The 26,890-nt window shown below is 58.8% G+C and carries 28 protein-coding genes; 8 read left to right on the top strand and 20 right to left on the bottom strand.

Annotation, left to right across the window (positions count from 1 at the left end):
* Positions 1–5 precede the first annotated feature (5 nt).
* From odhB to ABL922_RS00960, 10 genes are all read right to left on the bottom strand, one after another.
* Positions 6–1,232, bottom strand: coding sequence for a 2-oxoglutarate dehydrogenase complex dihydrolipoyllysine-residue succinyltransferase (odhB, locus tag ABL922_RS01005; protein ID WP_349022343.1), 1,227 nt, complete (start codon positions 1,230–1,232; stop codon positions 6–8).
* A 21-nt stretch (positions 1,233–1,253) separates the two neighbouring features.
* Positions 1,254–4,064 (bottom strand): 2-oxoglutarate dehydrogenase E1 component, encoded by a 2,811-nt coding sequence (locus tag ABL922_RS01000; RefSeq protein WP_349022342.1) that lies wholly within the window; start codon positions 4,062–4,064, stop codon positions 1,254–1,256.
* A 151-nt stretch (positions 4,065–4,215) separates the two neighbouring features.
* Positions 4,216–5,100: a succinate--CoA ligase subunit alpha gene (sucD, locus tag ABL922_RS00995; RefSeq protein ID WP_349022341.1), complete on the bottom strand. Its 885-nt coding sequence runs from the start codon at positions 5,098–5,100 to the stop codon at positions 4,216–4,218.
* Between the two features lie 26 nt (positions 5,101–5,126).
* Positions 5,127–5,450 carry a hypothetical protein gene (locus tag ABL922_RS00990; protein ID WP_349022340.1) on the bottom strand — a complete coding sequence of 108 codons (324 nt, stop codon included), beginning with the start codon at positions 5,448–5,450 and terminating at the stop codon, positions 5,127–5,129.
* Positions 5,450–6,412, bottom strand: a complete 963-nt coding sequence (mdh, locus tag ABL922_RS00985) for a malate dehydrogenase (protein WP_349022339.1) — start codon at positions 6,410–6,412, stop codon at positions 5,450–5,452. Before mdh ends, ABL922_RS00990 begins: the two co-directional genes overlap by 1 nt.
* 358 nt (positions 6,413–6,770) lie before the next feature.
* A complete protein-coding gene (locus tag ABL922_RS00980) occupies positions 6,771–8,159 on the bottom strand; it encodes a M20/M25/M40 family metallo-hydrolase (protein WP_349022338.1) in 1,389 nt (462 codons plus the stop codon).
* 22 nt (positions 8,160–8,181) lie between these two features.
* Positions 8,182–9,294 (bottom strand): cell division protein ZapE, encoded by a 1,113-nt coding sequence (zapE, locus tag ABL922_RS00975; RefSeq protein ID WP_349022337.1) that lies wholly within the window; start codon positions 9,292–9,294, stop codon positions 8,182–8,184.
* Positions 9,291–9,788, bottom strand: a complete 498-nt coding sequence (locus ABL922_RS00970) for a PaaI family thioesterase (protein ID WP_349022336.1) — start codon at positions 9,786–9,788, stop codon at positions 9,291–9,293. The genes zapE and ABL922_RS00970 overlap by 4 nt, the downstream gene beginning before the upstream one ends.
* Complete coding sequence (locus ABL922_RS00965) at positions 9,785–10,564, bottom strand: succinate dehydrogenase iron-sulfur subunit (protein ID WP_349022335.1); 780 nt, start codon at positions 10,562–10,564, stop codon at positions 9,785–9,787. The genes ABL922_RS00970 and ABL922_RS00965 overlap by 4 nt, the downstream gene beginning before the upstream one ends.
* Positions 10,565–10,599: 35 nt before the next feature.
* Positions 10,600–11,397 carry an NTP transferase domain-containing protein gene (locus ABL922_RS00960; protein WP_349022334.1) on the bottom strand — a complete coding sequence of 266 codons (798 nt, stop codon included), beginning with the start codon at positions 11,395–11,397 and terminating at the stop codon, positions 10,600–10,602.
* A gap of 101 nt (positions 11,398–11,498) precedes the next feature.
* Between ABL922_RS00960 and ABL922_RS00955 the strand changes: the two genes are divergently transcribed.
* The 3 genes from ABL922_RS00955 to ABL922_RS00945 are packed head-to-tail and all read left to right on the top strand — an operon-like array spanning position 11,499 to position 14,209.
* Positions 11,499–12,200, top strand: a complete 702-nt coding sequence (locus ABL922_RS00955; RefSeq protein WP_349022333.1) for an HAD-IB family phosphatase — start codon at positions 11,499–11,501, stop codon at positions 12,198–12,200.
* On the top strand, positions 12,201–13,376 hold the full coding sequence (locus ABL922_RS00950) for a hypothetical protein (protein WP_349022332.1): 1,176 nt from the start codon (positions 12,201–12,203) through the stop codon (positions 13,374–13,376).
* Entirely contained in the window at positions 13,373–14,209 is an 837-nt protein-coding gene (locus ABL922_RS00945; protein WP_349022331.1) for an FkbM family methyltransferase, read from the top strand. The genes ABL922_RS00950 and ABL922_RS00945 overlap by 4 nt, the downstream gene beginning before the upstream one ends.
* On the opposite strand, the gene ABL922_RS00940 is transcribed toward ABL922_RS00945, so the two are convergent.
* The 6 genes from ABL922_RS00940 to ABL922_RS00915 all read right to left on the bottom strand — a co-directional run bounded on the left by ABL922_RS00940 (position 14,195) and on the right by ABL922_RS00915 (position 19,421).
* Positions 14,195–15,838: a methyl-accepting chemotaxis protein gene (locus tag ABL922_RS00940; RefSeq protein ID WP_349022330.1), complete on the bottom strand. Its 1,644-nt coding sequence runs from the start codon at positions 15,836–15,838 to the stop codon at positions 14,195–14,197. The two genes, ABL922_RS00945 and ABL922_RS00940, sit on opposite strands and share 15 nt — an antisense overlap.
* A 110-nt stretch (positions 15,839–15,948) precedes the next feature.
* Entirely contained in the window at positions 15,949–16,857 is a 909-nt protein-coding gene (locus ABL922_RS00935; protein WP_349022329.1) for an alpha/beta hydrolase, read from the bottom strand.
* A gap of 79 nt (positions 16,858–16,936) precedes the next feature.
* Positions 16,937–17,428 (bottom strand): 30S ribosomal protein S9, encoded by a 492-nt coding sequence (gene rpsI / locus ABL922_RS00930; protein WP_349022328.1) that lies wholly within the window; start codon positions 17,426–17,428, stop codon positions 16,937–16,939.
* Positions 17,428–17,907: a 50S ribosomal protein L13 gene (gene rplM / locus ABL922_RS00925; protein ID WP_349022327.1), complete on the bottom strand. Its 480-nt coding sequence runs from the start codon at positions 17,905–17,907 to the stop codon at positions 17,428–17,430. Before rplM ends, rpsI begins: the two co-directional genes overlap by 1 nt.
* A gap of 135 nt (positions 17,908–18,042) precedes the next feature.
* Positions 18,043–18,354: a divalent-cation tolerance protein CutA gene (cutA, locus tag ABL922_RS00920; protein ID WP_349022326.1), complete on the bottom strand. Its 312-nt coding sequence runs from the start codon at positions 18,352–18,354 to the stop codon at positions 18,043–18,045.
* A gap of 11 nt (positions 18,355–18,365) precedes the next feature.
* Positions 18,366–19,421: a COX15/CtaA family protein gene (locus ABL922_RS00915; RefSeq protein ID WP_349022429.1), complete on the bottom strand. Its 1,056-nt coding sequence runs from the start codon at positions 19,419–19,421 to the stop codon at positions 18,366–18,368.
* A gap of 228 nt (positions 19,422–19,649) precedes the next feature.
* On the opposite strand from ABL922_RS00915, the gene ABL922_RS00910 reads away from it, so the two are divergent.
* The gene (locus ABL922_RS00910) at positions 19,650–20,015 is read left to right on the top strand and encodes a hypothetical protein (protein ID WP_349022325.1); all 366 of its coding nucleotides are present in this window, start codon (positions 19,650–19,652) and stop codon (positions 20,013–20,015) included.
* A 96-nt stretch (positions 20,016–20,111) separates the two neighbouring features.
* Here the strand turns inward: ABL922_RS00910 and ABL922_RS00905 are convergent, their stop codons facing one another.
* Together ABL922_RS00905 and ABL922_RS00900 are read right to left on the bottom strand one after the other, a co-directional pair.
* Positions 20,112–22,169, bottom strand: coding sequence for a protein-disulfide reductase DsbD domain-containing protein (locus ABL922_RS00905; RefSeq protein ID WP_349022324.1), 2,058 nt, complete (start codon positions 22,167–22,169; stop codon positions 20,112–20,114).
* Entirely contained in the window at positions 22,169–22,534 is a 366-nt protein-coding gene (locus ABL922_RS00900; protein WP_349022323.1) for a response regulator, read from the bottom strand. The genes ABL922_RS00905 and ABL922_RS00900 overlap by 1 nt, the downstream gene beginning before the upstream one ends.
* A 68-nt stretch (positions 22,535–22,602) precedes the next feature.
* Between ABL922_RS00900 and ABL922_RS00895 the strand changes: the two genes are divergently transcribed.
* From ABL922_RS00895 to ABL922_RS00880, 4 genes are read left to right on the top strand one after another with little or no spacing between them, the layout of a single operon-like run.
* Complete coding sequence (locus tag ABL922_RS00895; RefSeq protein ID WP_349022322.1) at positions 22,603–22,890, top strand: DUF3572 domain-containing protein; 288 nt, start codon at positions 22,603–22,605, stop codon at positions 22,888–22,890.
* On the top strand, positions 22,887–23,534 hold the full coding sequence (locus ABL922_RS00890; RefSeq protein ID WP_349022321.1) for an HAD family hydrolase: 648 nt from the start codon (positions 22,887–22,889) through the stop codon (positions 23,532–23,534). Before ABL922_RS00895 ends, ABL922_RS00890 begins: the two co-directional genes overlap by 4 nt.
* The gene (locus tag ABL922_RS00885) at positions 23,531–23,989 is read left to right on the top strand and encodes a RidA family protein (RefSeq protein WP_349022320.1); all 459 of its coding nucleotides are present in this window, start codon (positions 23,531–23,533) and stop codon (positions 23,987–23,989) included. The genes ABL922_RS00890 and ABL922_RS00885 overlap by 4 nt, the downstream gene beginning before the upstream one ends.
* 10 nt (positions 23,990–23,999) lie before the next feature.
* Entirely contained in the window at positions 24,000–25,151 is a 1,152-nt protein-coding gene (locus tag ABL922_RS00880; protein WP_349022319.1) for a GNAT family N-acetyltransferase, read from the top strand.
* On the opposite strand, the gene ABL922_RS00875 is transcribed toward ABL922_RS00880, so the two are convergent.
* Both ABL922_RS00875 and ABL922_RS00870 read right to left on the bottom strand, forming a co-directional pair.
* A complete protein-coding gene (locus tag ABL922_RS00875; RefSeq protein WP_349022318.1) occupies positions 25,148–26,467 on the bottom strand; it encodes an amidohydrolase family protein in 1,320 nt (439 codons plus the stop codon). The two genes, ABL922_RS00880 and ABL922_RS00875, sit on opposite strands and share 4 nt — an antisense overlap.
* On the bottom strand, positions 26,467–26,886 hold the full coding sequence (locus tag ABL922_RS00870) for a DUF2497 domain-containing protein (protein ID WP_349022317.1): 420 nt from the start codon (positions 26,884–26,886) through the stop codon (positions 26,467–26,469). Before ABL922_RS00870 ends, ABL922_RS00875 begins: the two co-directional genes overlap by 1 nt.
* Positions 26,887–26,890 lie beyond the last annotated feature (4 nt).

The following is a 26,890-nucleotide window of genomic DNA, read 5'->3' as shown; positions in this document are numbered from 1 at the left end:
GTTCCTTACAGGTCGATCAGCAAGCGGGTGGGGTCTTCGATCGCTTCCTTGATCGTCTTGAGCGCGGTCACTGCTTCGCGGCCGTCGATGATGCGGTGGTCATAGCTGAGTGCCAAATACATCATCGGGCGGATGACGATCTGGCCGTCGCGGACGACCGGGCGGTCTTCGATGCGGTGCAGGCCGAGCACGGCGGACTGCGGTGGGTTGATGATCGGGGTCGACATCAGGCCACCGAAAATCCCGCCATTCGAAATGGTGAAAGTGCCACCCGCCATGTCATCCATGGTGAGCGCGCCGTCCTTGGCGCGTTTGCCGAGATCGCCGATCGCCTTTTCGATATCGGCAAAGCCCATCTGCTCGACATTGCGCACGACGGGAACGACGAGTCCATTGGGGGCAGAAACCGCAACCGACAGGTCGACATAGTCGTGATAGATGATTTCATCGCCCTGGATCTGCGCGTTGACGGCAGGGAAGTCTTTCAGCGCGAGGCAGGCTGCCTTGGCGAAAAAGCTCATGAAGCCGAGCTTCACGCCATGCTTCTTTTCAAAGCTGTCCTTGTAGCGGTTGCGCGCGTCCATCACCGCCGACATGTCGACATCGTTGAAGGTGGTGAGCAGAGCCGCAGTGTTCTGCGCGTCCTTCAAACGCTTCGCAATCGTCTGACGCAGGCGGGTCATCTTCACCCGCTCTTCACGGCGCTCTCCGCTGGCCGCCGCAACGACCGGGGCGGCGGCAGGTGCCGCTGCAGGGGCTGCAGGCGCGCCGCCCTTGGCAGCGGCCAGCACATCTTCCTTGGTCAGGCGACCATCCTTGCCGCTGCCCTTGACCTTGGTCGGGTCGATCCCGAGTTCGAGCACGAGGCGGCGCACGGCAGGCGACAGTGTCAGGTCAGCCGAGGCAGAGGGCGCAGCTTCAACTGCGAGTGCCGCAGGTGCGGGCGCTGCGGCAGGGGCCGGTGCTGCGACAGGCGCGGAAGCAGGTGCGCCCGATCCAGCCTCAATCATCGCGATAACCGCGCCGACATTGACGGTATCGCCTTCTTTGACCATCAGCGCGCCCATCACGCCAGCGGCAGGCGCAGGCACTTCCACCGCGACCTTGTCGGTTTCAAGGCTGGCAATCGGTTCGTCAGCGGCAACCGCCTCGCCGGGCTTTTTCAGCCACTGGCCAAGCGTTGCTTCGGTGATCGATTCACCCAGCGTGGGGACTTTGACTTCGGTGCTCATCGGTTCAGCTCCTAGGGGAGGTTATTTCTTTTTGGTGGTGCGCTGGCGGCGGATTTCGTCGCGGACGCCGTGGCCAAGGGCATGTGCAATCAGCGCCGCCTGCTCTGCTTGGTGGCGTTTCATCAGCCCCGTTGCAGGTGAAGCGCTCGGCTTGCGCCCGGCATAGCGCGCGCGGGCAGGGCCAACCTTGGCCGCAGCAAGGCATTCTTCGATGAAGGGTTCGACGAAGAACCAACTGCCATTATTCTGCGGCTCTTCCTGCGCCCAGACCACCTCTTCGAGGTTGGTCATGCGCTTCAGCCGGACAATCAACGGTTCGCCCGGGAAGGGATAGAGCTGCTCGAGCCGGACAATCGCGGTGTTTCTATCGCCCGCTGCGTTGCGCGCCTCCATCAGGTCATAGGCGACCTTGCCGGAGCAGAGCACGAGCCGCTTCACATCCTTGTCCGCCGGTGCCCAAGGGTCCGAAAGGATCCGCATGAAGTGGCTTTCGCCTTGAAAATCTTGCGACTTTGAAACCGCCAGCTTGTGCCGCAGCAGCGATTTTGGCGTCATGACGACCAAAGGCTTGCGGAAGCTGCGGTGCATCTGGCGGCGCAGCAGGTGGAAGAAATTGGCAGGTGTGGTGCAATTGGCGACCTGGATATTGTCCTCGGCGCACAGCTGCAGAAAGCGTTCGAGGCGCGCTGAGCTATGTTCCGGCCCCTGACCCTCAAAGCCATGCGGCAATAGCATGACAAGGCCATTGGCACGCAGCCATTTGGATTCGCCCGAGGCGATGAACTGGTCGATAATGGTCTGCGCCCCGTTGACGAAATCGCCAAACTGGCCTTCCCACATCACCAGCGTCTTGGGGTCCGCTCCGGCAAAGCCATATTCATAGCCGAGCACGCCGAATTCGGAGAGCGGACTGTCATACACCTCGAACCGGCCATGCGGCACCGAGGACAGCGGAACATATTTGGACTCGTTGGTCTGATCGACCCAGACTGCGTGCCGCTGGCTGAAAGTGCCGCGGCCCGAATCCTGGCCCGACAGCCGAACGCCGAAGCCTTCGGACAGCAGCGAGCCGAAAGCGAGCGCTTCACCGGTTGCCCAGTCGAAATTCTCGCCGCTGGTGAACATGTTTTTCTTGGCTTCTAGCACGCGACCCAAGGTCGGGTGGATCGTGTGGCCGTCAGGAACACTCGTCAGGATTCGGCCAAGGCCGTCCATCAGTTTCTTGGCGATACCCGTCGGCACATTGCGTCGCGCGGTTTCGGGGTCGGCTGGCTTGTTAAAGCCTGCCCAGCGTCCGCCGAACCAGTCGGCATCATTGGCCTTGTAATTCTGCCCTGCCTCAAACTCCTGCTCGAGGATCTGGGTAAAGCGCATGGTATGTTCGGAGGCCCAATTGGCGTCGATCACGCCTTCGGCCTGCAGCCGTGTGGCATAGACTTCGCTGACGCCTGGTTTGCCCTTGATCACCTTGTACATCAGCGGCTGGGTGAAGCCGGGCTCATCGCCTTCATTATGGCCGAACCGGCGATAGCACCACATGTCGATCACGATGTCGCGGTGGAAACGCTGGCGGAATTCGATCGCCATCTTGCAGGCAAAGGTCACCGCCTCCGGATCGTCGCCATTGACGTGGAAGATCGGCGCCTGCACGCCCTTGGCCACATCACTCGGATAGGGCGACGAACGTGCGAATTGCGGGCTGGTGGTGAAGCCCACCTGGTTGTTGACGATGAAGTGGATGCAGCCGCCGGTGTTGTAGCCACGGATGCCGGAGAAACCGAGGCACTCCCAGACGATGCCTTGGCCCGCAAAGGCGGCGTCGCCGTGCAACAGCACGGGCAAAACTTGCTCATGCTTGCCAAGATCGTCGCGGATTGTCTGGTTGGCGCGGACCTTGCCGAGCACCACAGGGTTCACCGCCTCGAGGTGCGAGGGATTGGGAACCAGCGACATATGGACCTTGACCCCGTCAAACTCACGGTCGGTCGAGGTGCCGAGATGGTATTTTACATCGCCCGATCCGCCAACATCTTCGGGGTTGGCCGATCCGCCCGAAAATTCGTGGAAGATGATGCGATAGGGCTTGGCCATCACATTGGCGAGCACGTTGAGGCGGCCGCGATGCGGCATACCATAAACGATTTCGCGGATGCCGAGCTGACCACCATATTTGATGATCGCTTCGAGCGCCGGGATCATCGCCTCACCGCCATCAAGGCCAAATCGTTTGGTGCCGACATATTTCTTGGCGAGGAATTTTTCGTACTGCTCGGCCTCGATCACCTTGCCCAAAATGGCTTTCTTGCCTTCGGGGGTGAAGCTGATCGCGGCATCGCGGCCTTCGAGGCGTTCCTGCAGGAAGCGGCGTTCCTCGACATCGGCGATGTGCATATATTCCAGACCAACCGGTCCGCAATAATTGGCGCGCAGCGTGGCGACCAGCTCGCGCATCGTCACCCATTCAAAGCCCAAAGTGCCGCCGACATAGACCTGCCGGTCGAGATCGGCTTCGGTGAAACCATGATAGGCGGGGTCAAGGTCGGCAGGAATCTCCTGCTTTGACAGACCCAGCGGATCGAGATTGGCTGCCAGATGCCCGCGCACACGGTAAGTGCGCACCAGCATCATCGCGCGGATCGAATCGCCCGCTGCGGCAACCGCATCGCCCTGTGCGATCGGCTTACCCGCCGCCTTCGCCGCCGCCTTGATCTCGACCGCCATCTGCGTGGGGTCGAGCGCGCCAGTCAGCTCGTCTGTTTCGCCGAAACGCCAATTGGGGCGCTGCCAGCTGGGGCCCGTTTCGGTTTCGAACTCGTGACTTTCGTAACCCATGTCTCTTTCCTTTATCCTCCCCATCGACTTGCGATGGGGAGGTGGCAGTTGCACCGCAACTGACGGAGGGGAATTGCGCCGTCGCTGGCCCCTCCACCACCCTTCGGGCGGTCCCCCTCCCCATCGCGAGTCGATGGGGAGGATTGAGACCTCAGCCCTTCAATACGCTCATCAGCGTCGAGCCCAGTTCGCTTGGGCTGGCGGCAACCTTGATGCCGGCGGCTTCCATAGCGGCGATCTTTGATTCCGCGTCGCCCTTGCCACCCGAAACGATCGCACCGGCATGGCCCATGCGACGGCCCGGAGGCGCGGTGCGTCCGGCGATGAAACCGGCCATCGGCTTCTTGCGGCCGCGCTTGGCTTCGTCGATCAGGAACTGTGCGGCTTCTTCTTCGGCGCTGCCGCCGATTTCACCGATCATGATCATCGACTGGGTCGCGTCGTCGGCCAGAAACAGCTCGAGCACGTCGATGAAGTTGGTGCCATTGACGGGGTCGCCGCCAATGCCGACCGCGGTGGTCTGGCCGAGGCCTTCGGCAGTGGTCTGGAACACGGCTTCATAGGTCAATGTGCCCGAGCGTGAGACAACGCCGACCGAACCCTTGGAGAAAATGTTGCCGGGCATGATGCCGATCTTGCATTCGCCGGGGGTCAGCACGCCGGGGCAGTTGGGGCCGATGAGACGCGACTTCGAACCCGAAAGCGCGCGCTTCACCTTGACCATGTCGAGCACCGGAATGCCTTCGGTGATGCAGACGATCAACGGCACTTCGGCGTCGATCGCTTCAAGGATCGAGTCTGCCGCAAATGGCGGCGGAACATAGACGACCGATGCGTCGGCGCCGGTCATCTGCACAGCCTCGGCAACGGTATCGAACACTGGCAGGTCGATATGCGTCGTGCCGCCCTTGCCGGGGGTCACGCCGCCAACCATCTGCGTGCCATAGGCCAGCGCCGCCTGGGTGTGGAAGGTACCTGTTTCGCCTGTCATCCCCTGGGTGATGACCTTGGTGTTTTTGTTGACTAGGATAGACATTTATTTCGCTTCCTTAAGATTTTCGTTCAGAGTTCATGATCTGGAGTAGCCACAGTTGCTGCGGTTTTCGGCCGTAATACAGCTACCAATGCCGCTAGGACGACCATTATTATCGCACCTAGAAATGCGCCGGCGCCAAATACGAGATACCCGATCAATATCTGCCCATCACCACGATAGCGACCGAACCAGTCAAACCAAGTTTCAGCCGTGAAACCGACCAATCCGGCAAAACTCATTGTGCCCACTGCAAACAAAAGGGCCAGTGTCGCCGGCTTTCGTTGCCAAAGACGTACAAGTCCGATCAAACCAACAACGATTCCGGTGAGGGCAAAAAAAAGGACTTCCACTACTTCAGGCTCGGATCGATCTTTTTGCAGGCAACCAGCAGCTCTTTCACCGCCGCCACCGACACGTCAAAATTCTTTTGTGCCTTGGCATTCAGCTTGATCTCGACGATCCGCTCGACGCCGCCTGCGCCGATCACCACTGGTACGCCGACATAGAGGTTCTTCACACCATATTGGCCCTTCAGATTGGCGGCGCAGGGCAGTAGGCGCTTCTGGTCGCCCAGATAGGCTTGCGCCATTTCGATGGCGCTGGTCGCCGGGGCATAATAGGCCGAACCGGTCTTGAGCAAAGCTACGATCTCGCCACCGCCTGCGCGGGTGCGGGCGACGATCGCGTCGATCTTTTCCTTGGTCGACCAGCCCATCTTGATCAGATCGGGGATGGGAATGCCGGCGACGGTCGAATATTCGATCACCGGCACCATCGTGTCACCATGCCCACCCAGCACGAAAGCGGTGACGTCGCGGACCGAAACGTTGAATTCTTCAGCGAGGAAGTGGCGGAAACGGGCAGAGTCGAGCACGCCTGCCATGCCGACCACCATATTGTCGGGCAGGCCCGAAAATTCGCGCAGCGCCCAGACCATTGCGTCGAGCGGGTTGGTGATGCAGATCACGAACGCCTTGGGGGCGTGCTTCTTGATGCCTTCGCCGACAGCCTTCATCACCTTCAGGTTGATGGCGAGCAGATCGTCGCGGCTCATACCGGGCTTGCGTGCGATACCGGCGGTGACGATGCAGACGTCCGCGCCCTTGATATCCTTATAACTGTTGGTGCCCTTCAGCTTGACGTCGAAGCCCTCAACCGGGGCGGCCTGCGCCAGATCGAGCGCCTTGCCCTCGGGCATGCCTTCGGCGACGTCGAACAAGACGACATCCCCCAATTCTTTCGATGCTGCGAGGTGGGCGAGCGTGCCGCCAATCATGCCAGCGCCAATCAGCGCAATCTTCTTGCGGGCCATACCAATGTCCTTCCTTTGGGCCTGAGGCACACGCCATGATCCGGGCATGCCGTTGAGGGAATTAAGGGCGCGTTAGGCCGATTCGGCCGCTACGGCAACCCTATAAAGGTCCAAAGTTAAGGCTTTTTATGATATCAGTTCGCAATAGCGATAAATATCATTCCTCTCTCCTTTGGGGGAGAGGATATGGAGCCTTAGCGCTTGCGCTTAGGCGCAATTGGAGAGGGGGAGTCAGGGCGAAAACTCGCCGTTTCATCCCCTCTTCGCTGCGACTAGGCAGCCAGCTGCCAGGTGGCCTCCGGCCATCTCCTTTTGGTCGATTCCTCGCGCCTCTCCCCTGAAGGAGAGAGGGGTAGTGTTAACCCGCCAATCGCTTCAGCATCTCCATCCAGATCGGTATCTGGCCATGAAACCCATCGGCACTGACCCGCTCGTCCAGACCATGCGCACCCTCGCGTTCGCCGACAATGCCCCACAACCCGCCAAAACCGTATACGGGAATGCCATTGGCACGTAGAAACGCGCCATCGGTGGCACCTGCTGATTGATAGGGAACAACCGGCGCATCCTTGAACCGCGTAGCCACCGCCGCCTTATAGGCATCAAGCACATCCTGCCGGATCGGGGTCGGCGCGGTTTCTGGGGTTTGCGAGCCTTCGACTGCCGTCACCATCACATCGGGCCCGGCCAGTGCCTGCAGTTGCTGGCGTACTTCTTCCACCTTCACACTCGGAAAAATGCGGCAATTGACGTTTGCCTCCGCCTTTTGCGGCAAAGCATTGGGGGCATGTCCGCCCGACAACATGGTCGCGACACAGCGGGTCCGCGTGCTTCCGGGATCGTTGGCCTCGACCAGATCAGCCGTTTCCTTGTCGCTTGGATCAGCCAGAAAGCGCTTGATCAACTCGCCATATTGTCCCCCATCCTTGGCCGCGAGCAAGTCAAAGCCAGCACGGGTCGCATCGTTGATCATCGCAGGGAAGCGGAGCACCTCGAGCGCATTCAGTGCATTGGATAGCGCATATATGGCGTTATCAGGCCGCGGCGCGCTGCTATGTCCGCCCCGGTTGGTCGCGGTGAATTTGAAATCGGCATAGGTTTTCTCGGCGATCTGCATCGCGAACAATTCGACGCGCCCGTCCTTATAGACCGAACCACCGCCTGCATCGCTGTTGAGCCCATATTCGGCATCAATCAGCGAGCGCCACTCGGTCGCCGCACGCCGTGCACCGTTCCCCGTGGTTTCCTCGTCGCCAGTGAACAGCACGATCAGGTCACGTGTCGGCTGGAAACCCTTGGCTTTCAAATATTGTAGCGCGATCAATATGCCTGTCAGCCCAGCCTTATTGTCATTGGCCCCGCGCCCCAGATACCAGCCGCCTTCCTCGCGGAATTTGAACGGCGGATACTTCCAGTCGCTCTCCTTGGCCTCGACCACATCCATATGCGCCATCAGCAGGATCGGCTTTTTACCGCTGGGCTTTACCGCTGGCCAACGCGCAATCAGCGTTTGGGTGCCGTCATGGTCTTTGACCACGACATTGGTCATCCCGGCCTTGCGGAACTCGGCGGTCAGCAATGTGGTCAGCTTGCCAAACTCAGCCGTTCGTCCTTCGACAGTCGGGATTTCGACAATCTTTGCGAAAAGGTCGCGCTCCGTCTGACGATTTGGGCTTTCCGTTGCCATTGCCTGCGACGCCACACAAGCCAGCAAGGCTGCCGTCATCGCTGAAACACTTTTCACCATCAAACTCTCCTTCGGCCACAGCCTAACGCGCCCCATGGCCTTCGGCCAGATATTCTTCGGACTGCATTTCCATCAGCCGCGAAGCCGTCCGTTCAAATTCGAACCGACCGTCGCCCTCAGGATAAAGCGCATCGGGCGCAGCATCGGCGGCAGCCAGCAGTTTGACCCGATATTCGTAGAGCGCATCAATCAATGTGACAAAGCGTGCCGCTTCGTTGCGGTTGTGCGGGCCGAGCACGGGAATGCCGACAATAATGACAGCGTGGAAACGCCGCGCAATCGCCAGATAGTCCGCCGCCCCTCGCGCTTCCGCGCAAAGTCGCTTGAAGGAAAAGACGGCGACGCCTTTGAGCGCCTTGGGAACATGCATCGTCCGGCCCGCGCCAACGTTGATATCCGTCGAAGGCACATGCGCCCTGTCTTCGGGCGGATAGTCCGTCAGGCGGAAAAAGGTTTCGGACAGTTCCTTGGTCGCATCCGGCCCATTGGGAACCAGCCAGGTCCGCGCCTGACCCAACCGGTCGCGTCGATAATCGGTCGGGCCATCGAGCGCCATGACGTCAAGCCGCTCCTTCACCAGATCGATAAAGGGCAGGAAAAGCTGACGGTTGAGGCCATCCTTGTACAGGTCGTCGGGATGGCGGTTCGAGGTGGTGATCACCGTCACGCCCGCATCAAACAGCCCTGAAAACAGCCGTGACATGATCGCGGCGTCGGCCATATTGTTGACCACCATCTCATCAAAACAGAGCAACCGCGCCTCGTCAGCGAGTGCTGCCACGACGGGTGGAATCGGATCCCCCTTTTCCTTCTCGCGTTCGACCTTCAGCCGGGCATGGATGTCGAGCATGAATTCGTGGAAATGCGCGCGCCGTTTGCGGTTGACCTGCACATGGTCGAAAAACAGGTCCATCAGCATCGATTTGCCGCGCCCAACCCCGCCCCACAGATACAGCCCACGCACCGGATCGGGCTTCTTGCCGAGGAAGCGCCACAAGGTGCTACCGCGCGGTGGCACGGCTTCGAGTTGCCGCTGGATGTCCGCCAGTTTCGCGGCGGCTTGTGCTTGATCGGCATCTGGCTTGAGTTCGCTCGCCGCGACCAATGCTTGATAGGCAGCGAGAAGTCCGGTCATCTCTTGTCTTGGGAAGCCTTGCGGATCGTGCCGGAGAATGAAGCGACGATATATTCGTCATTCGGCCCCTGCACTACCATGCCGCGCAAGAAGATAAGGCGTCCGGTTTCGCGGACCTGCTCGACCACCGCGTCCAGCGGCTCTCCTAGTCGGCCTCCGCCGATAAACTGCGTGCCCAGATCAAGCGTCACCGAAAAACCGGCGTTGAGTGAACCGAATTGGTGGGCGGCGGCGAACAGCGCCACGTCGATCAGTGCCAGTGTCACCGCGCCATGAACATTGTCCCCCAGATTGCTGTGCTTGCGCGTCGGATGCATGCGGATTCGTGCGCGCGGGCGACCATCGGGCAAGGGCGCCTCAGGCCGTACAGCTAACGGCTCAATAAAGGCGTTGAACCGCGTCTTGTCGTTCAGGTTCCAGCTAAGCCAGCCGCCATCCTGCGCTTGCGCGTCGAAATGTCCGGCAGGTAACGGCGCTTCAATGCCGTCGTTCAAATCTGGCGCTCCGCCATCAACTTCTTGGTTTCTGCAATAGCCTTAGCTGGGTTCAGACCCTTGGGGCAGGCATTGGCGCAGTTCATGATGGTGTGGCAGCGATAGAGGCGGAACGGATCCTCCAGATCGTCAAGCCGCTCACCGGTCATCTCGTCACGGCTGTCGGCAAGCCAGCGATAGGCCTGCAGCAGAATGGCAGGGCCCAGAAACTTGTCGCTGTTCCACCAGTAAGACGGGCAGCTGGTCGAACAGCACGCGCACAGGATGCACTCATACAGGCCATCAAGCTTGGCGCGATCTTCGGGCGATTGTAGGCGTTCCTTGCCCGAAGGGGTCGGAGTTACCGTCTGCAGCCAGGGCTTGATCGAGGCATATTGCGCGTAGAAATGCGTCAGGTCGGGAACCAGATCCTTGACCACTTCCATATGCGGCAATGGGGTGATGGTGACTTCGCCCGTGCAATCCTCGATCGCGGTGGTGCAGGCAAGGCCATTCTTGCCGTTCATGTTCATCGCGCACGACCCGCAAATGCCTTCGCGGCACGAACGGCGGAAGGTCAGCGAGCTGTCCTGCTCTGACTTCATCTTGATCAGCGCGTCGAGCACCATCGGACCGCAATTGTCGGTATCGACCTCGAACGTATCGTAGCGGGGGTTTTCGCCGCTGTCGGGATCGTAGCGATAGACCTTGAACTTGCGCGCGGTGCCATTGCTGGTCGCAGCGTGGGTCTTGCCCTTCTGGACCTTGCTGTTCTTGGGCAAAGTGAATTCGGCCATGTTGCTCGTTCCGCTATGAGTGAATCGGCCTTGCCCTAATCAAACAAACCCGCCGACGCAAGAGAACGCGCCGCGAGTATTTCTTCTGCGATGGCATGGTCAGCTGGTTTGTCGACATCGATGGCCGCTACCGGGTCGTGCATTGGCACCAAACGCGCCGATAGCCCCAGCCGGTTTCCTGCCAGTTGAAGAGCTTGGGCCAACCCTATCGTGCGTGTGAGCGCTCGAAGCATCAGCCACACTCCAAAGTGCCGGAACAGTTTCCAAGGAATTTTGCGGTCCTTTTCCGCGCCAGCCCAGAGATCGAGTGCGCTGCGCACGTTAGGGCGGGCAAGCGCGAACAGATTGGCACCAGACCAGTGACCGTCTGAAAATTTCAGCCAGGTTCGCTTGCTCTTGGGAAAACGGCTCAGCAGCGCATCTTTTTCGACCATCGCAACCGCCAAATCGGAATCGCCAACATCTGCAATGAACTGTGCGACCATTTCAGGTGTTAGCAGCGGGTGGTCAGCGGTCGTAATCAGAACCGGGAAGGGCAGCATCCCTCCTTCAAGCACTTTGCTTATGCTTCCTGAAATCGAGGGACCACTTTCGGCGATCTGGTCCACACCGCCCGCTGCTTCCAGAGCATCGGTCAGTTTGGCGGGGTCCTGGGCCAAAACTGTAATATGACCAATTTCCGGGCATTTGCGCAGGCATCGCACGACATGGGTCAGCATTGCTGCTCCGGCGATTGGCACCAACGGCTTCCATTGCTCTCCAAAGTGCACAGCCAATGGATCAGAACCGGGGCGTTGCCCGGCGAGTATCAATGCTGTCCATTGAGCGTGCATGCTGCGCACATAGGCACAGTGTTTAAATAGTGCCAGCGTGGAAACGGCAGCCGACGACAAATGCGGATGACAGCCACGCGCCAATACCTTACGGACGCGCCGTGCAAAGCCGCATTGCCCTTTATGACCTCGATCGCACCGTATTGGCGACACCAACATTTACGTCATTTTTGCTGTTTGCGGCCCGCCGAGATGCGCGCTGGCGATTGCTGCTGCTGCCAATCTGGATTCTGGCTATGCTGGCGCATGCGATGAAATTCTATGATCGCGATGTTCTTAAGCCGCTGGGAATCAGCCTGTTTATAGGCCGGCGCATCGACCAGTCGCATATGCAATCGCTGGCGTCCGCCTTCGCCGACACACGTATCCCAAATGATATCCAGCCGGGTGCCCTGGCGGCCATGCAGGCAGACGAAGCCAACGGCTATACTCTGGTACTTGCTACAGCAGCGCCAGAATTTTATGCGTGCGAACTAGGTCGCAGGATGGGCTTTCAGGTTGTTCTGGCAACGCGGCATTGCCGTGCCGACAATGGGGATTGGTTACCCGCGATCATGGGAACCAATTGCTACGGCCATGAAAAGCGCCGCCGAATTGATCGATGGCTTTCCGACGCGGATATAAATACCGAAGGAGCCGATATTCGATTTTATTCCGACGACTTGAGCGATGCCCCTACACTCGAAGTAGCGAACCAAGGATTTGCGGTGAACCCAAACAGGAAGTTCGCGCGCGCTGCCGATCTTGCCGGTTGGACGATTGTTGATTTCCGAATTGCTCCAAGCGGTGCAGGGGAACGATAAATGTCGCGCATCGGGTTTCTTTTCAATCACGACCAGACCCACCAAGTGGCGCACAGCCTGCCTATTGCCCTTGAAATCGCAAGGTCGGGTGCCGCCGAAGTCAGCTTGCTGGTCACCAACGCAATGATGAAGGCGGCGGTCGAGGCTATGGCGGGCGAACTTCTCGCCAAGATGACCCTGATTGATCTTGCGCCGAAATCATTTGTGTCGCGTGCGGCAGCTGGCTTGCTTGACCGCTTCATCCCTGCGGGGAAATTGTCGATATACAGGGACCATCTCGATCTTTTTCGGACTTTCGATGCGCTGGTGGTTTCAGAGAAAAGTTCGCTGCTGTTGAAAACACGATACGGCCTCAATGACCTGAAATTTGTACATACGCGGCACGGAGCGGGAGATCGCGCGATAGGATTTAATCCCGAAAGCGCGAGGTTCGACCTAATTCTGGTCGCAGGGCCAAAGATACGGGATCGACTGATCGCAGAAGCGGAAGTGCCGCCTGAACGCATTGCGGTTACCGGCTATTGCAAGTTCGACCAGTTCCTAAACGAACCCGCAGCTCGAAAATTATTCCCGAATGATCGACCAGTGGTGTTGTATAATCCGCATCCCTCGCCGAAGCTGTCTAGCTGGTATCAATGGGGCGATTACATCCTCGATTATTTCGCGCGGCAAAGTCGCTATAACCTTATTTTCGCGCCGCATGTCATGCTGTTTGAGCGGAACTGGACAGTCACCATTGATCCACCGGCGATTGCCCGAGTACATAAGCCCGGCGCGCATTATTCCAACCTCTCGCACATGCTGGTTGACCTTGGCAGTGATGCGAGTGTTGATATGACCTATACAAATGCGGCAGACATCTACCTCGGCGATGTATCGAGCCAGGTTTACGAATTCCTTGTGAAACCCCGGCCCTGCCTGTTCCTCAACGCCCATAAAGTCGATTGGAGAAACGATGCCAGCTATACACATTGGCAGGCGGGACCGGTCGTGGAGTCTGTCGAAGCGCTTGATGTGGCATTGAGCTCGGCATTTGAAATATTCAAAAAATATCGCTCCCGACAGGAGGCAATGCTTGAGGAAACATTCTCTGTGAGCGAAACACCGGCGGCACAGCGGGGCGCGCAGGCAATTCTCGCGATGCTGAAACAATCCGGTAAGGGACAACCGCAATGAGCAGCACCACCGATTTTCTGCAATATGGGCTTGGTAAAGCGATCCGAAAACTGCGCTCGCAAATTGGTGCGCGGATTAATTTGGCGATTGATGGCGAAACGCCGGATTCGAAAATCGATGCGGCAAAGGCGGTCGCCTCTCGCTACGGCGTGCTGATGGCAGCAAACTGGCGGGACAAGACGTTTCGCTATTGTATCTACGCCACCTATGGCCGCGACCTGTCGGGCTATCTGGCCGCCATCGACCAAGAGTTTGTCTTTCTCGACATCGGATCAAATCAGGGTCTCTATGCGCTGCTGGCTGCGCAAAATCCCAATTGCAGGAAAGTACTCGCCTTTGAGCCGGTTGACCGGACCTACCGGCTGCTGCGCCGCAACATCGCATTGAACAAAGCCGATCCTATCGTAACCGCCCTGAAGCTTGCGATTTCATCGGAAAGCGGAACGGCCAGCATCGCGATCGATGACGCTCATAGCGGAACCGCGACATTGGTTGCGGATCGAACCGCGGCAGCTGCAGGGGCGCAACAGATCCGCACCATCAATGCCGCAGAACTCGATAAGCATATCCCCGAAAGGCTGCCGATCGTTATCAAGATTGATGTAGAAGGTTTCGAAGAAGTGGTTATCGCCGAGTTGGCCAAATCAAACCATCTCGGCAACATTATGGCAATTTTCTTCGAAGTCGATAGCCGCTGGAGCGATGCCGAAAGCATGATGGCCACGCTACGTGAGGCGGGCTTTGGCCATTTCACGAAATTCGGCCGCGGTCATCATTACGACGTTCTGGCCTACCGCTCTTTGCAGTGGCAGCCAACCTCAACCAACGCGTAAGCGTTGCAGGAAGGCGGCGCTTGCCTCACGCAGCGAAAGTGCCCGTGATTCCATTTCGCGCATCACCTGGTGCATTTCATCGGCAACTTCGCCGACTCGCAATGCATCCTGATTGACTTCCTGGCTCTGCGATCGGACCTCTTCGGCATTGCGCGCGGCATGTTCGGCATTGTCACCGATTTCGCGGGTCGCGGCCTGCTGCTGTGAAATGGCAGCGGCAATATTTCCGGCACCCAGATGAACCCGGTCGATCTTTTCGACCACCGATTCGACCTTTTCGGCAGTGGATTCCATTTGCCCGCGAATATTGGCCACGGTCCCTGATACGGAGGCGATGGCCTGATGCGTCTGGCTGGCTAGCGACTTGACCTCTTGTGCCACTACCGCAAATCCACGGCCGGCCTCTCCAGCGCGTGCGGCTTCGATCGTGGCGTTGAGCGCGAGTAGGTTGGTTCGGTTGGCTACATCCTCAATGATGGCTGCAATTTCCCCGACCTTGTCGGCATCCTGCGCCAGAGCCCCGATTGCGCTGCTGCTCAAGCGGCTGCTTCCGGTGGCCGCATTGGCGGCATCGACCTGATCATCGACTTGCTCTGAAATGGCTTGCGTCGCATCACCCAACTGTCGGGCAGCACCTGCGACCATCTGGATGGCCGTGCTCATGTTTTCGGCCATGATCGCCATCGCGTCGGCCCGGTTGCGTGTCTGTGCACCGATGCCGGCCAGCTGTTCGGCAGATTCGCCGACGGCGCGAATGGCTGTAGCTATAGCGTCCGCCGTCATGATCACCGATCGTTCAAATTCATGCGCGAGCTGCTCCATTTCAGCATGCCGCTGACTGTCCGCCTTGGAGCGGATTTCGGCCTCTACCTGTTCGGCGCGCTTGCGTTCGGCTTCGATCTCGTCGCGCCGTTCGCGTTCCTGTTCGTAGAAATCGGCGCGGGCATGGGCAAAGGCGTGGGCGTCATCGATCGATTTCAGGAAAGATCGCCATTGCCGCATCGCGATGCGGTGCAGTGCGAAGCCGTATATCGCCGTTGCCGCGTAGAAATACCAAGGGAGTTGCTCGTCCGAAAGCAGGGGCCCAGCTATGCCCCCGGCGGTCACGATCAACAGCCAGACAAACATCGATCGCGGCAAGCAAAGGAATGTTAGTGCGCCGACGCCAATCAGGCCAAAGGCAGTTCCTCCGGCGATGACATGGTTGATGTCTCCCTGGATGGTCCAGAGATCACAAATCAAACCCGCCCAGGCGATTGATCCGATGCCGACATATTCAACAAATCGATTGCGCAACATTTTCAGGCGCGCGCCATCTTCGTCAGCTTCAAGATCATAGGATTTGAGCGACAGATGCAGGCGAAAGATCAGAAATTGCGACAGGACGACAAAAGGTGCGCCCACGATTGAAAAATAGGGGATGATCAGCGTCGACATCAGCGCCGCTGTCGAAAGATAGAACAGAATGGCTGTAATCAATATTGCAACATTGGCGCCTGCCGCTGCCTGCAATTGTGCGAACAAGAGCGATCGGTTTTCGCCGCTCGCGCTGCGGCGCAGCGTATCGATCTCGTCCCTCAGATCTAGGACGATGGCGAACAGGTCGCGATATTTGCCGAATTTTTCCATCAAGCTTCCCGGAATCTTTGCCGGCCAGCTATCGCAGGAAGTTCCAAAGGAAATATTAACTATGCCTACCCGTTTTCGGCATTTCGGCGGGCAAGCAGTCGCAGCCTTGTCTATTTTGTTCGCCGTCTTGTGAATGTCAGGATATCGTCGATGACAGGGGCTTTGCTGCGGAATGGGCGGGCGATTGCCATGATTATCCCGCTATGAGTGACTTCAGGGTAGATCTTTACGTCTGCCTCGCCTGTGCTTTCATTGACCTTTGTCGCCAACGCCCTGCTGTTGCGTGGTTTGACCGTCGTATCGGCATCACCGGTCAGCAACAGCAAAGGCGGTGCCTTGCCATTGGCAAAGTGGATCGGCTGGGTCTCCTCGGGTTTGGGCCAGTGTCCAAGAGCGTCGCGTGCAGCATCGCTGGTGAAGGGGAGGAAATCATAGGGCCCCGCAAGGCCGATAATGCCGGCAATTGCCGAAGCGTCGAGGCCGTATCGCGGGAGCCACTTTGGATCGAGTGCGGCAAGCATGGCGATATGTGCGCCCGCACTATGCCCCATGACGAAAAGCCGCGCCGGATCGCCGCATGCATTTTGTTTCAGTTCACGGTTGGCGCCGGCAATGGCTTTCGCTGCGTCATCTACAAAATCGGGATAGCGATGCTCGGGCGCTTTCCGGTAATCAGCGATGAAGGTGATGAAACCGCGCGCGGCAAAGGCGCGACCGACAAAGGCATAACTGCTCCGGTTACCGTCGCGCCATGAGCCGCCATGAAAGAAAAGCAGCGACGGATATCTGCGGTCACCGCAGCTTTTGCCGACGCCAATCGGGTAATAGATGTCATAGCTTTGCTGCGAAGTCGCGGGGTCGCCATAGGTTACGCCTAGGGTCGTTGAACCAACCATGTCATTTTTGCCCGGCCACCAGCGGTCGGCGAGCTCGAGCTGGGCGGGGCCGCCCAATCGATAAAACCAGATTCCAGCTACAGTTAGCAACAGGGTTGTGACAATCAGCGCGGTTTTCATCATCACCCCGCGATACCCTATGACGTGCAAAAGAAAAGGGCGACCAGTGGCCGCCCTTTTCCAATATCCGGAAGTGATCCGATCAACGCTTCGAGAACTGGAAGCTCTTGCGGGCTTTCGCCTTGCCGTACTTCTTACGCTCGACCGCACGGCTATCGCGGGTCAGGAAGCCTTCGGCCTTGACCGCACCGCGCAGCGCGGGTTCGAACCTTGACAGTGCCTGGGCGATGCCGTGCTTCACGGCGCCGGCCTGGCCTGAAAGGCCACCGCCCTTGACGGTTGCGACTACGTCATACTGACCGGTCCGTTCGGTGACGCCGAAGGGCTGGTTGATAACGAGGCGCAGCGAGGGACGTGCGAAATACACTTCCTGATCGCGGCCATTGACTATGATCTTGCCGGTGCCGGGCTTCAGCCATACGCGGGCAACCGCGTCCTTGCGGCGGCCGGTTGCGTAGGCACGGCCCTGTGCATCGACAATTTTTTCACGCAGCGGAGCTGCGGGCGCGACCGGAGCCGAACCTTCCGCACCCAGCGTCTGGAGATCAGCGAGCGATTCTACGGTGTCGGACATTATGCACCCACCTTGTTCTTGCGATTCATGGAAGCGATATCGAGCACCTTGGGCTGCTGGCCGTCATGCGGATGTTCGGTACCGTTGTAGAGGTGCAGGGCACGCATCTGCTGGCGACCGAGCGGGCCGCGCGGAACCATGCGTTCAACAGCCTTTTCGAGCACACGCTCGGGGAAACGGCCTTCGAGAACCTTGGCAGCAGTGACGCCCTTGATGCCGCCGGCATAGCCGGTGTGGCGATAGTAAACCTTGTCGCCAAGCTTCTTGCCGGTGAACTTCACCTTGTCGGCGTTAATAACGATGACATGGTCACCGCAATCGACGTGCGGGGTAAAGCTCGGCTTGTGCTTGCCGCGCAGGATGTTGGCGATAATCGACGCGACGCGACCGACAACCAGACCGTCGGCATCAATGATATGCCAATCCTTCTGGACGTCCTGCGGGCGGATCGACTTCGTGACTTTGGACAGCGTTTTCATGGCTGCTGTTCGAACCTCCGATAGGGATGGGGTGCTGTAGAGAATCGAATTCCCTTCAGCGGACGGGCGCTATTGGCGCGTGCGAACCCAATAGTCAAGCAAATGCAGGCATTTTGAAGCGGGTATAATAATACCCTATGGTGCCGTTTCCGCATTCACCCATAAGGCATAGGCGGGATGGGCGGCATCCACTTTCCACGCCATGATCGCTGGGACCTTGTGGCGGTGAAACTTGGCAATGCGGTCGATCACATCCTGCTGTCGCGAGGCACTGGTCTTCAGAATGACCGGATGTTCCTCGCTGGTCTCGATCTCACCTTCCCAGCGATAGTGCGAAATCACAGGTGCCAAACGGTTGGCGCACGCGACCAGTCTCTCCTCCAGCAGCGCACGGCAGCAATCATGCGCCTCGCCCGCGGTTGGAAAAACGGCATAGATGATCGCCATATCCGACACTGCTATTTGTAATCCCCTATACTGCCCAACCTGTGCGCCCCCCAGACGGTTGACACCACAACCAACGCGCCAACGGCCTGGTGCAGCACCGCCAGCGTGATGTTCATGCCTGTCATTACCGTGGCAATTCCTAACAATATCTGCGTCCCGAATGCTGAATGGATGGCAATCGAAACCCGGCGAGCGCCGAGCTTTTTCAGGCGACGAGCCATGATGACGAGTGCGGCCACTGCCACCCAGGCCCACCAGCGATGGATGAAGTGGGTCAAAAAAGGATCATGGGTCAGCGCAAACCACGCTCCTTGGCTCCAATCCACGCCTTCGGGGTAAAGTTTCCCGTTCATGAGCGGCCAGTTGTTGGCGACGTAACCGGCATTCAAACCGGCCACCCAGGCACCGAAAAGCAGCTGGATAAACAGGATCAACAATATGGTTAAGCTGAAGCCGGTCAGTCGCGCAGCTTTGCGCACGCCGCTTTGAGCCAATGCGCGCAAGTCAAGCGCTGTCCAGATCAGCCCGGCCATAATGAACAATGCGGTCAACAGGTGCACGGCGAGACGGAAATGGCTGACGTCGGTGCGCTGGCTGAGGCCGGATGATACCATCCACCAGCCGATTGTGCCCTGCAGCCCTCCCAGCGCGAGCAGAGCCATCAGGCGTGGGTGGTAACCGGCTGGAATCTGGCGCTTGATCCAGAACCATGCCAGCGGGAGGGCAAAGGCAAGGCCAATTACCCGGCCGAGCAGGCGATGCACCCATTCCCAGAAATAGATGAACTTGAACTCGGTAAGTGTCATCCCTGCCGGGCCATTAATTTCCAGATATTCGGGGATCTTCTTGTACTTTTCGAACTCCGACACCCACTGCACCTCGTTCATCGGCGGCAGTGCGCCGGTGACGGGCTTCCATTCGGTAATAGACAAACCCGATTCGGTCAGACGTGTAATTCCGCCGACGATCACAATAAGAAAAACAAGAAAGGCAACGGACATCAACCAGTTGACCAGTTTCTGCGGGTTGCCGCCGATTGGCGGTGCGTAAGCAGGCGTATGTTGCATGGGGGCGATATGATTGGCGGGAAGCGTCAAAGCAAGGCCTGCCTACGCATAGCTATGCGTTAAATTTTTCGGGCCAAACAACAGGCGCTTACAATCTGTTACATCTATTTACGAGAGCGGATGGTAGCGACGCGGCATAAAATATGTTAGAAGAGTAATTAAATAACGTGCAGTCAGACTAATATGTCGCTGTAGCGAAAGCAACTTACGCTTTGTTTGGAATGACTTATGAGCGGCATGGCGAGCGGCTCGCTTTCGAGCGTGCCCAACGGGAAGATTATCGACTTTGATCGCGCCGAATTGCGGCGCGTTCCTTTTCAGGATTCGCTGTATCTCTGGGTGTCGGCACGCACACCGGGAACCAGCTTTGAACTGCGGCTTGCGCCGCGTATCTATCACGATCGTCCTGATTATTGGGGCATCGAAGTCGTTGCCATCGGCGCGTCGCAGGCGGACAATGACACCGGCATCGGAGCCGAGGCGGATATCGTCGAGCGTTCGGTGCCCTTGTCGGGGATTACCGGAACCAGAGGCATTTCGGTAATCGGCGCCAACCAAACCAAGCTTATCGAGATCGACAGCGGGTCCTATTAGGGTCGCACCCCGCTGTCATGGGGCGGGGGCAGGCCGCGATGCCTTTTCGAAGGCAACACCTCAACATCGGCCTGCCTCCAAACCCCGGCAGAAGCGTCAGTTCTCAACCGCTTCGGCGATGATATCCGGCGTCAATATTTGCGGCAATTCGCGCACCTGACCTTGCGCGGGGTAGAATAGATATAACGGAACGCCTGACCGGCCATGTTCGGACAGGAAGCGCGCAATCGCCGCATCCCGCCGGGTGAAATCGCCCACCATCACCTTGATCCCCTTTTCCCTGAACAACCGGATCGTATCGTCGCGGTTGATCGCGGCCGCTTCATTGACCTTGCAGGTCACGCACCAGTCTGCAGTGAAGTAGAGAAACACTGGCGCGCCCTTCGTCCGTAACTCCGCCAATTTTCCAGCGTCGAAAGGCAAGGCTCCGGGGAATGCGGCTTCGCGCTTGCCATTCGTATCAACAGTTTGTGGGAGGATTTGCACGCCTGTCGCGATAACAACGGTAGCCGCTATCAGGAGGGCGAAGGGTGCCTGCCGGAATTGCCCCTGCACCGTGCGATAGCCGAGGATAAGTGCCAGCATCGCCCCGATGGCAATGCTGCCAACCAAAAGGCCGCCCGATCCGGTCAGCCGCCACAGCAACCAAAGCAAGGCCAAAGCAGTCAACCCCATAGGGATCGCCATCAGGTGGCGGAACCGTTCAAGCCACGCGCCCGGCCTGGGAAGCATCGCACGCATGCGCGGGATATAGGCAATCAACAGGAAAGGCAGTGCTATGCCAATGCCCAGACACGCAAAGAGCAGCATCGCCTCCGCGGTCGGCAGCAATATGGCAGCACCCATTGCAGCGGCCATGAACGGTCCGGTGCAGGGCGTCGCCACCAGTGCCGCCAATATGCCAGTCCAGAATGAACCCGATATCCCCGGTTGCCGGGTGAGCGTTCCGCCAATGGCAAAACCCGGCAGTTCGAACAGTCCGGCAAGATTGGCGGTCACCGCTACCATCAGCACCAGCAACCCGAATACCACTGCCGGTTCCTGCAACTGGAAGGCCCAGCCAACCTCTTGGCCCGCCGCACGTAACGATAGCATGACGGCGCCGAGTGCGAGACAGCTCAATACAACTCCAGCGGTATAAGCCAGCGCGTCCCGTTGCGCTTCGTGCTCGTCACCTCCGGCCTTCGCAAGTGCCAGCGCCTTGAGGCCAAGGATTGGAAACACGCAAGGCATCAGGTTGAGCAGCAGCCCGCCGACCAGCGCCCCCAACAGCAACCACAGTAATGCGGGCAGTGCAGGGCTTGCCGCAGCAAGTTTGTCATCCGCTCTCAGCACCGCAACCGAATTGCCGCCTTTGGGAATTGCTCCAGCAGCCGTGCGGATCAGCAGTCCCTGTCCACCGCCAATACGCAACAGCCCCTCGACCGGCCCTGCCTGCCCGCTCGCCTCGGTTTCAATCACAAGCCAGTCCCCTATGCGCCGTGCCGATTGCGGCGCCGCATAGCGGACGCGATCGGTGGTCAGCGCAAAGAAATAGGGTCGGTCGAGCGGCGCGCTCGCCGGATAGGGAATAGCGATAGCAAAGCGTTTGCCGCTGATCGCATAGCGTGCGTCACGGTCGAGCGGTACAGGGATCGCAGATCGCCATTGATCGAACTGCCGCTGCGGTTCGGCCTTGATTGCACCATCGCCGGTGACCAGTTTCAGCGTGAACTGGTCTTGCTGTGGAACACAGATTGTATCGGTGCAGGCCAGCCAGTTGGCCTCTACCTCGACCGGTATGGCGCTTCCAGTCTTCAGTGTGGGCGCGAACTGGAGATCGACCAATATCGCATGCGGTTCTTCATAGACATGGTTCATCAGACCGCCGATCAACAGCGGCTTGGGAACTGGAAAGCGAGGTTTGCCAACTGCCACCCCCGCAGGCAGCCTCCATTCGAGTTGCAGCCCGAGCCCTGCATCGCCCGGGTTTTCCCAATAGCCGTGCCAGCCCGGCTTGGGTGCAAAGTGGAAAGCAACAGTTAGCGTGCCACCAGGGGCAGGTGTTTCGGTCTCGGCAACCAACCTGCCCGGAACGTTCAACTCCTGCGCAATCGATGCCTGCGCGGTCAGCAGCGCAAGGCACAGCAGCAGCAAGCGGAGCAGTCGTTGCATCAGCCGGTAATCGCTTTCACCGCGCCGAGGAATTGAACCATACCTACGGGCTTGGACAGATAGGCGCGCGCACCCGCGCCCAATATGCGTTCCTCATCGCCCTTACCGGCATAGGCAGTTACCGCCAGCACGGGGATCGGTTTCAGATCGGCCTCGCTTTGCATCGCCTCAATCAGGTCGAGCCCGCTGACATGCGGCATCTGGATGTCCATGATCACAAGGTCGGGGGCAAAGCCACGCATCCGGGTAAAGGCTTCGCGTCCGTCGCGCAGCCCTTCGACCTCAAACTGGTGCGCGCGCAACAGATCGGTGAATAGTTTGAGGTTCAGCTCATTATCCTCGACGATCAGAACCTTTTTGCTCACCGCATTTCCTTTAGCATGGGCTATTTTGCTGCCTAGGCAGCGCCGCCGCTTTCGCTTAAGCGAAAGCCATGTTCGAAACAAATGCGAAAAGTGCTGGCCAAATTCAAGCCGACCCGGCGACGCTCGCTCTGGGAGCTTTGGGCTGGATCCTGACCGATACGGATCGCGCCTCGCGGATGCTGGCGCTCACCGGGCTGACCCCGGACATTTTGCGCCATGATATTTCCGAACCCGCCACCCTCGCCGCTATCCTGATCTTTCTGGAAGCGCACGAGCCTGACCTGATTGCCGCCGCCGAACATATTGGCGTGACCCCGCAAGCGCTTGTCCGCGCCCGAATGGAGCTTGAAGCATGAGCCGCCCCTTGCTGATTTCCGATTGCGACGAGGTGCTGCTGCACATGGTCGTGCCGTTCCGTGACTGGCTCGACGAGGCGCACCATATCCATTTCGATCTGGTGCACGGCGATTGGGGCGAAGCTTTGCGTCATAAGCATGACGGCACACAGGTTGAACGCGGACATGTCTGGAACCTTTTGAACGGCTTTTTCTTTACCGAGATGCACCGACAGCAGCCGATTGATGGTGCGGTCGAGGCGATCAACCGGATCTCGGAGCATGCAGATGTCGTGATCCTCACCAATCTGATGGATCATCACAATGAAGCGCGCGGCGAACAATTGCGCGCGGTGGGCATCGAAGCGCCGGTCTATACCAATCAGGGCGGAAAGGGTGAGGCGCTGGCCCGCATCATCGAACGCTACAATCCCAGTGTTGCCGTTTTCGTCGACGATCTGGGCCATCAGCATGAATCGGTGGGCGAGCATCTCCCCGATGTCTGGCGGCTGCAACTGGTCGGGGAACCGATATTGTGGCAGCGGGTACAAGCCTCCACCTCGGCGCACGCCCGCATCGATGTGTGGCACGAGGCCGAGCAATGGATTACCGAGAAACTGCTCGCGGGGAGCGCCGCTCCCATCATTCAGAAAGAACCCGCATGATTGAAGAACGATTGGCCGAACTCGGCATCACCCTTCCCGAACCGGCCGCACCCGTCGCATCCTATGTGCCGACAGTTGAGGTTGGCGGGCTGCTCTATATTTCGGGGCAGGTGTCTTTTGTCGACGGCAAGCTGATGACCGGCAAGGTTGGCGATAGCCGTAGCGAAGAAGACGGTATCCTTGCCGCGCAAGGGTGCGGGTTGATGCTGATCGCGCAGATGAAGAAAGCGCTGGGTTCGCTCGACCGCGTCGAACGCATCGTCAAGCTCGGCGCCTTTATAGCCTCCACCCCTGACTATACCGGCCAGCCCAAGGTCGCCAATGGGGCATCTGACCTGATGGAGGCCGTCTTCGGCGATGCCGGCAAACATGCGCGTAGCGCTGTGGGCGTTCCCGTCCTACCGCTCGATTCGACGGTTGAGATTGATGCCATCGTCGCGGTGAAGCCTTTTTGAGGTAAGGAATATGGCGGAAGGCGACACGCCCGACGACCGGATCACAGCCCAAATTGCGGAAGGGGTTTCCGCGCTTGATTCCGCACAATGGGATGCGCTGAACGCGTCCGCCAACCCCTTTGTCAGCCACGCCTTCCTGGCTGCCCTTGAAGAATCAGGAAGTGTCGGCCCCGGGACCGGCTGGTCGCCAGCTCCGATTATACTCCGCGACGAAAACGGAGATATTTGCGGCGCGCTGCCCGCCTATCTCAAATCGCACAGCCAAGGCGAATATGTTTTCGATCATGCTTGGGCCGATGCCTATGAAAGGGCAGGCGGGCGCTATTATCCGAAGTTGCAAATAGCCGCGCCCTTTTCACCGGTGCCGGGCCCGCGCGTGCTGGCACGCGATGATGAAACCGCGCTCCGGCTGTTGCGCGCCGCCGAAAGCGTGGTGTTGCAAAACGGGCTGTCCTCGGCGCACGCAACTTTTGTCGATGAAGGCCAACTCGATTTGTTCCGCAAGGCCGGATGGCTGATCCGGTCGGGCACACAATTCCATTGGGCGAATGACGGCTATTCCAGCTTTGATGGTTTTATGGCGACACTGGCCTCGCGCAAGCGGCGCGCGATCCGCAAGGAACGGGCAGCGGCGCAATCGCAGGTCGAAATTGAGATCCTGCGCGGCGACCAGATCCTTCCTGAGCATTGGGATATGTTCTGGGTTTTCTATCAGGATACCGGCGCCCGCAAATGGGGCCGACCCTATCTGACCCGCGAATTCTTCGACCTCGTTGCCAAGAGCATGCGTGACAGCATCGTCTTGTTCCTCGCACATCGGGATGGCCAGCCGGTTGCGGGCGCACTCAACCTACTCGGGCCCGACTGCCTCTATGGCCGCTATTGGGGCTGTGTCGAAGACATCCCCTTCCTGCATTTCGAGCTGTGCTATTACCAGGCCATCGATTTTGCGATTGCCCATGGGTTAGCCCGGGTCGAAGCAGGCGCACAGGGCGAGCATAAACTGGCGCGCGGCTATTTGCCGGTGACGACATGGTCGGCGCATTTTATCGCCGATCCCGGCTTTCGGGAGGCTATTGAGGATTTTCTGGGACGAGAGCGCCGCGCGGTGGAGCGTGAACAGGAGTTTCTGGGCGAATTGGGGCCGTTCAAGCGCGGTTAGCGGACGATCTCGCCGCCTTTCATGACATGGTCGATTGCCTCCAGCGCTGCGATGTCGGCCAGCGGATCGGCCTTCACCGCTACCAGGTCGGCAAAGCGTCCGGTTGTAATGCTGCCCAGTTCATGCTCCTTGCCCAGTAATTCCGCCGCGCGGATGGTGGCGGACTGGATCGCCTGCATCGGCGTCATCCCGTACCGCACCATATAGGCGAACTGCCGCCCATTGGCCCCGTGCGGATAGACCCCGCTGTCGGTGCCGTAAGCGATCTTCACACCCATCTTCACCGCCTTGGTAAAGCCAACTCTCTGGACATCGGTGGTTTCGCGGTTCTTGCGCAGATATTCCTCGGGCCAGCCCTCTTTGGTGCCAATATCGTCAATATAGTCGCCATTGTAGATATCCATCACCAGCCAGATGCCTTTGGCCTTGGCCAGTTTGAGCGCCTCATCGTCAATCAGGCTGGCATGCTCGATCGAGCGCACCCCCGCGGCAATCGCATTTTTGATACCCTGCGCGCCATGCGCATGCGCGGTCACATAGACACCGCGCTTGGCGGCGGTATCGACGACCGCCTTCATTTCCTCGATACTCAATTCGGGCTCGCCCGGTTCAGTGCCGATGGCAAGGACCGCGCCGGTCGCTATCAGCTTCAGGAAATCGGCGCCTTCCTCAATGAAATATTCGGCATTGATTGCCGCCTGCTCGGGCCCGACCGTCACGCCATAGCGCATATCCTCGGGCAGCTTTTCATTGTCGACCACACCATTGAGTTCGCCGCCACCGCCGGGCTTGGTGATATAGCCGCCTGCGACAAACATGCGCGGCCCCGGCACCCGGCCCGCATTGATCGCGTCCTTCAGCGCAATATCGGTCAACCCGCGATAGGTGCCGACATCGCGCACTGTGGTGAAGCCTGCCATCAGAGTATCGCGCGCATTTTTGGCACCGATCAGCGCGGTGGCAGCGGGGGAGGTTTTCAGCGGTAGCGCAAGATCCGCACTTTGTCCGGCATCGGCAAGATGGGTGTGCAGATCCATCAGGCCGGGAAGGACGGTATAGGCAGACCAGTCTATGTGATGTTTACTGGCCTTGCCTCTAGTACGAAACTCACTTGCGGAGCAGGGCGATACTTCCGTGATCAACTGTTGGAAGATGTACACGCATTGATTGCGCCGTACTTCACCGCTTTCGACATCAAGCAGCTGCCCCGCTCTGACTATAGTCGTGTAGTCAAAAACCAGCGTATCGGACGCTCGCCCGTCAGATGTTGAACAGGCTAAGGCAATTCCAAGTGTCAGCAGTACAGCGCTGCGCATCAGCCCTTCTTGGTGATGCGTTCGATTTCGCGCGCAACCATTGCCTCGACAATGCCGGGCAAGTTGGTGTCGAGCCATTCCTTGAGCATCGGCTTCATCAATTCGCGAGTCAGGCCTTCAAGTGAGGTTTCGCCCGATCGCACGATTTGCGGTGCAACGCCGGGCTCGGAAAGCGTCTGCAATACCGAGAAGCTCTGGCGCAGGCTTTGCGCCTTGTTGTCATCGAGCAACTCTTCCGCGCTTTCGTCGGCGGCGGCTTCGGTCAGTTCGAGGACATCCTCGTCTTCGCTTTCCTCATTGCGTGTTTCGCGGGGCGTGCGACGTGAGCTGATGGCACGCGAACGGTCTTCATCAGCGATGATCTTCTTGATCGAAGACAGTATCGCTTCCATCGATGGTTCGTTCCGATCAGTCGCCATTTGC

It is taken from the genome of Sphingorhabdus sp. (genome assembly GCF_040079335.1).
Taxonomy (GTDB): domain Bacteria; phylum Pseudomonadota; class Alphaproteobacteria; order Sphingomonadales; family Sphingomonadaceae; genus Sphingorhabdus_B.
The sequence above is the reverse complement of the archived record's forward strand: the minus strand, read 5'-3'. Positions and strand labels throughout refer to the sequence as shown.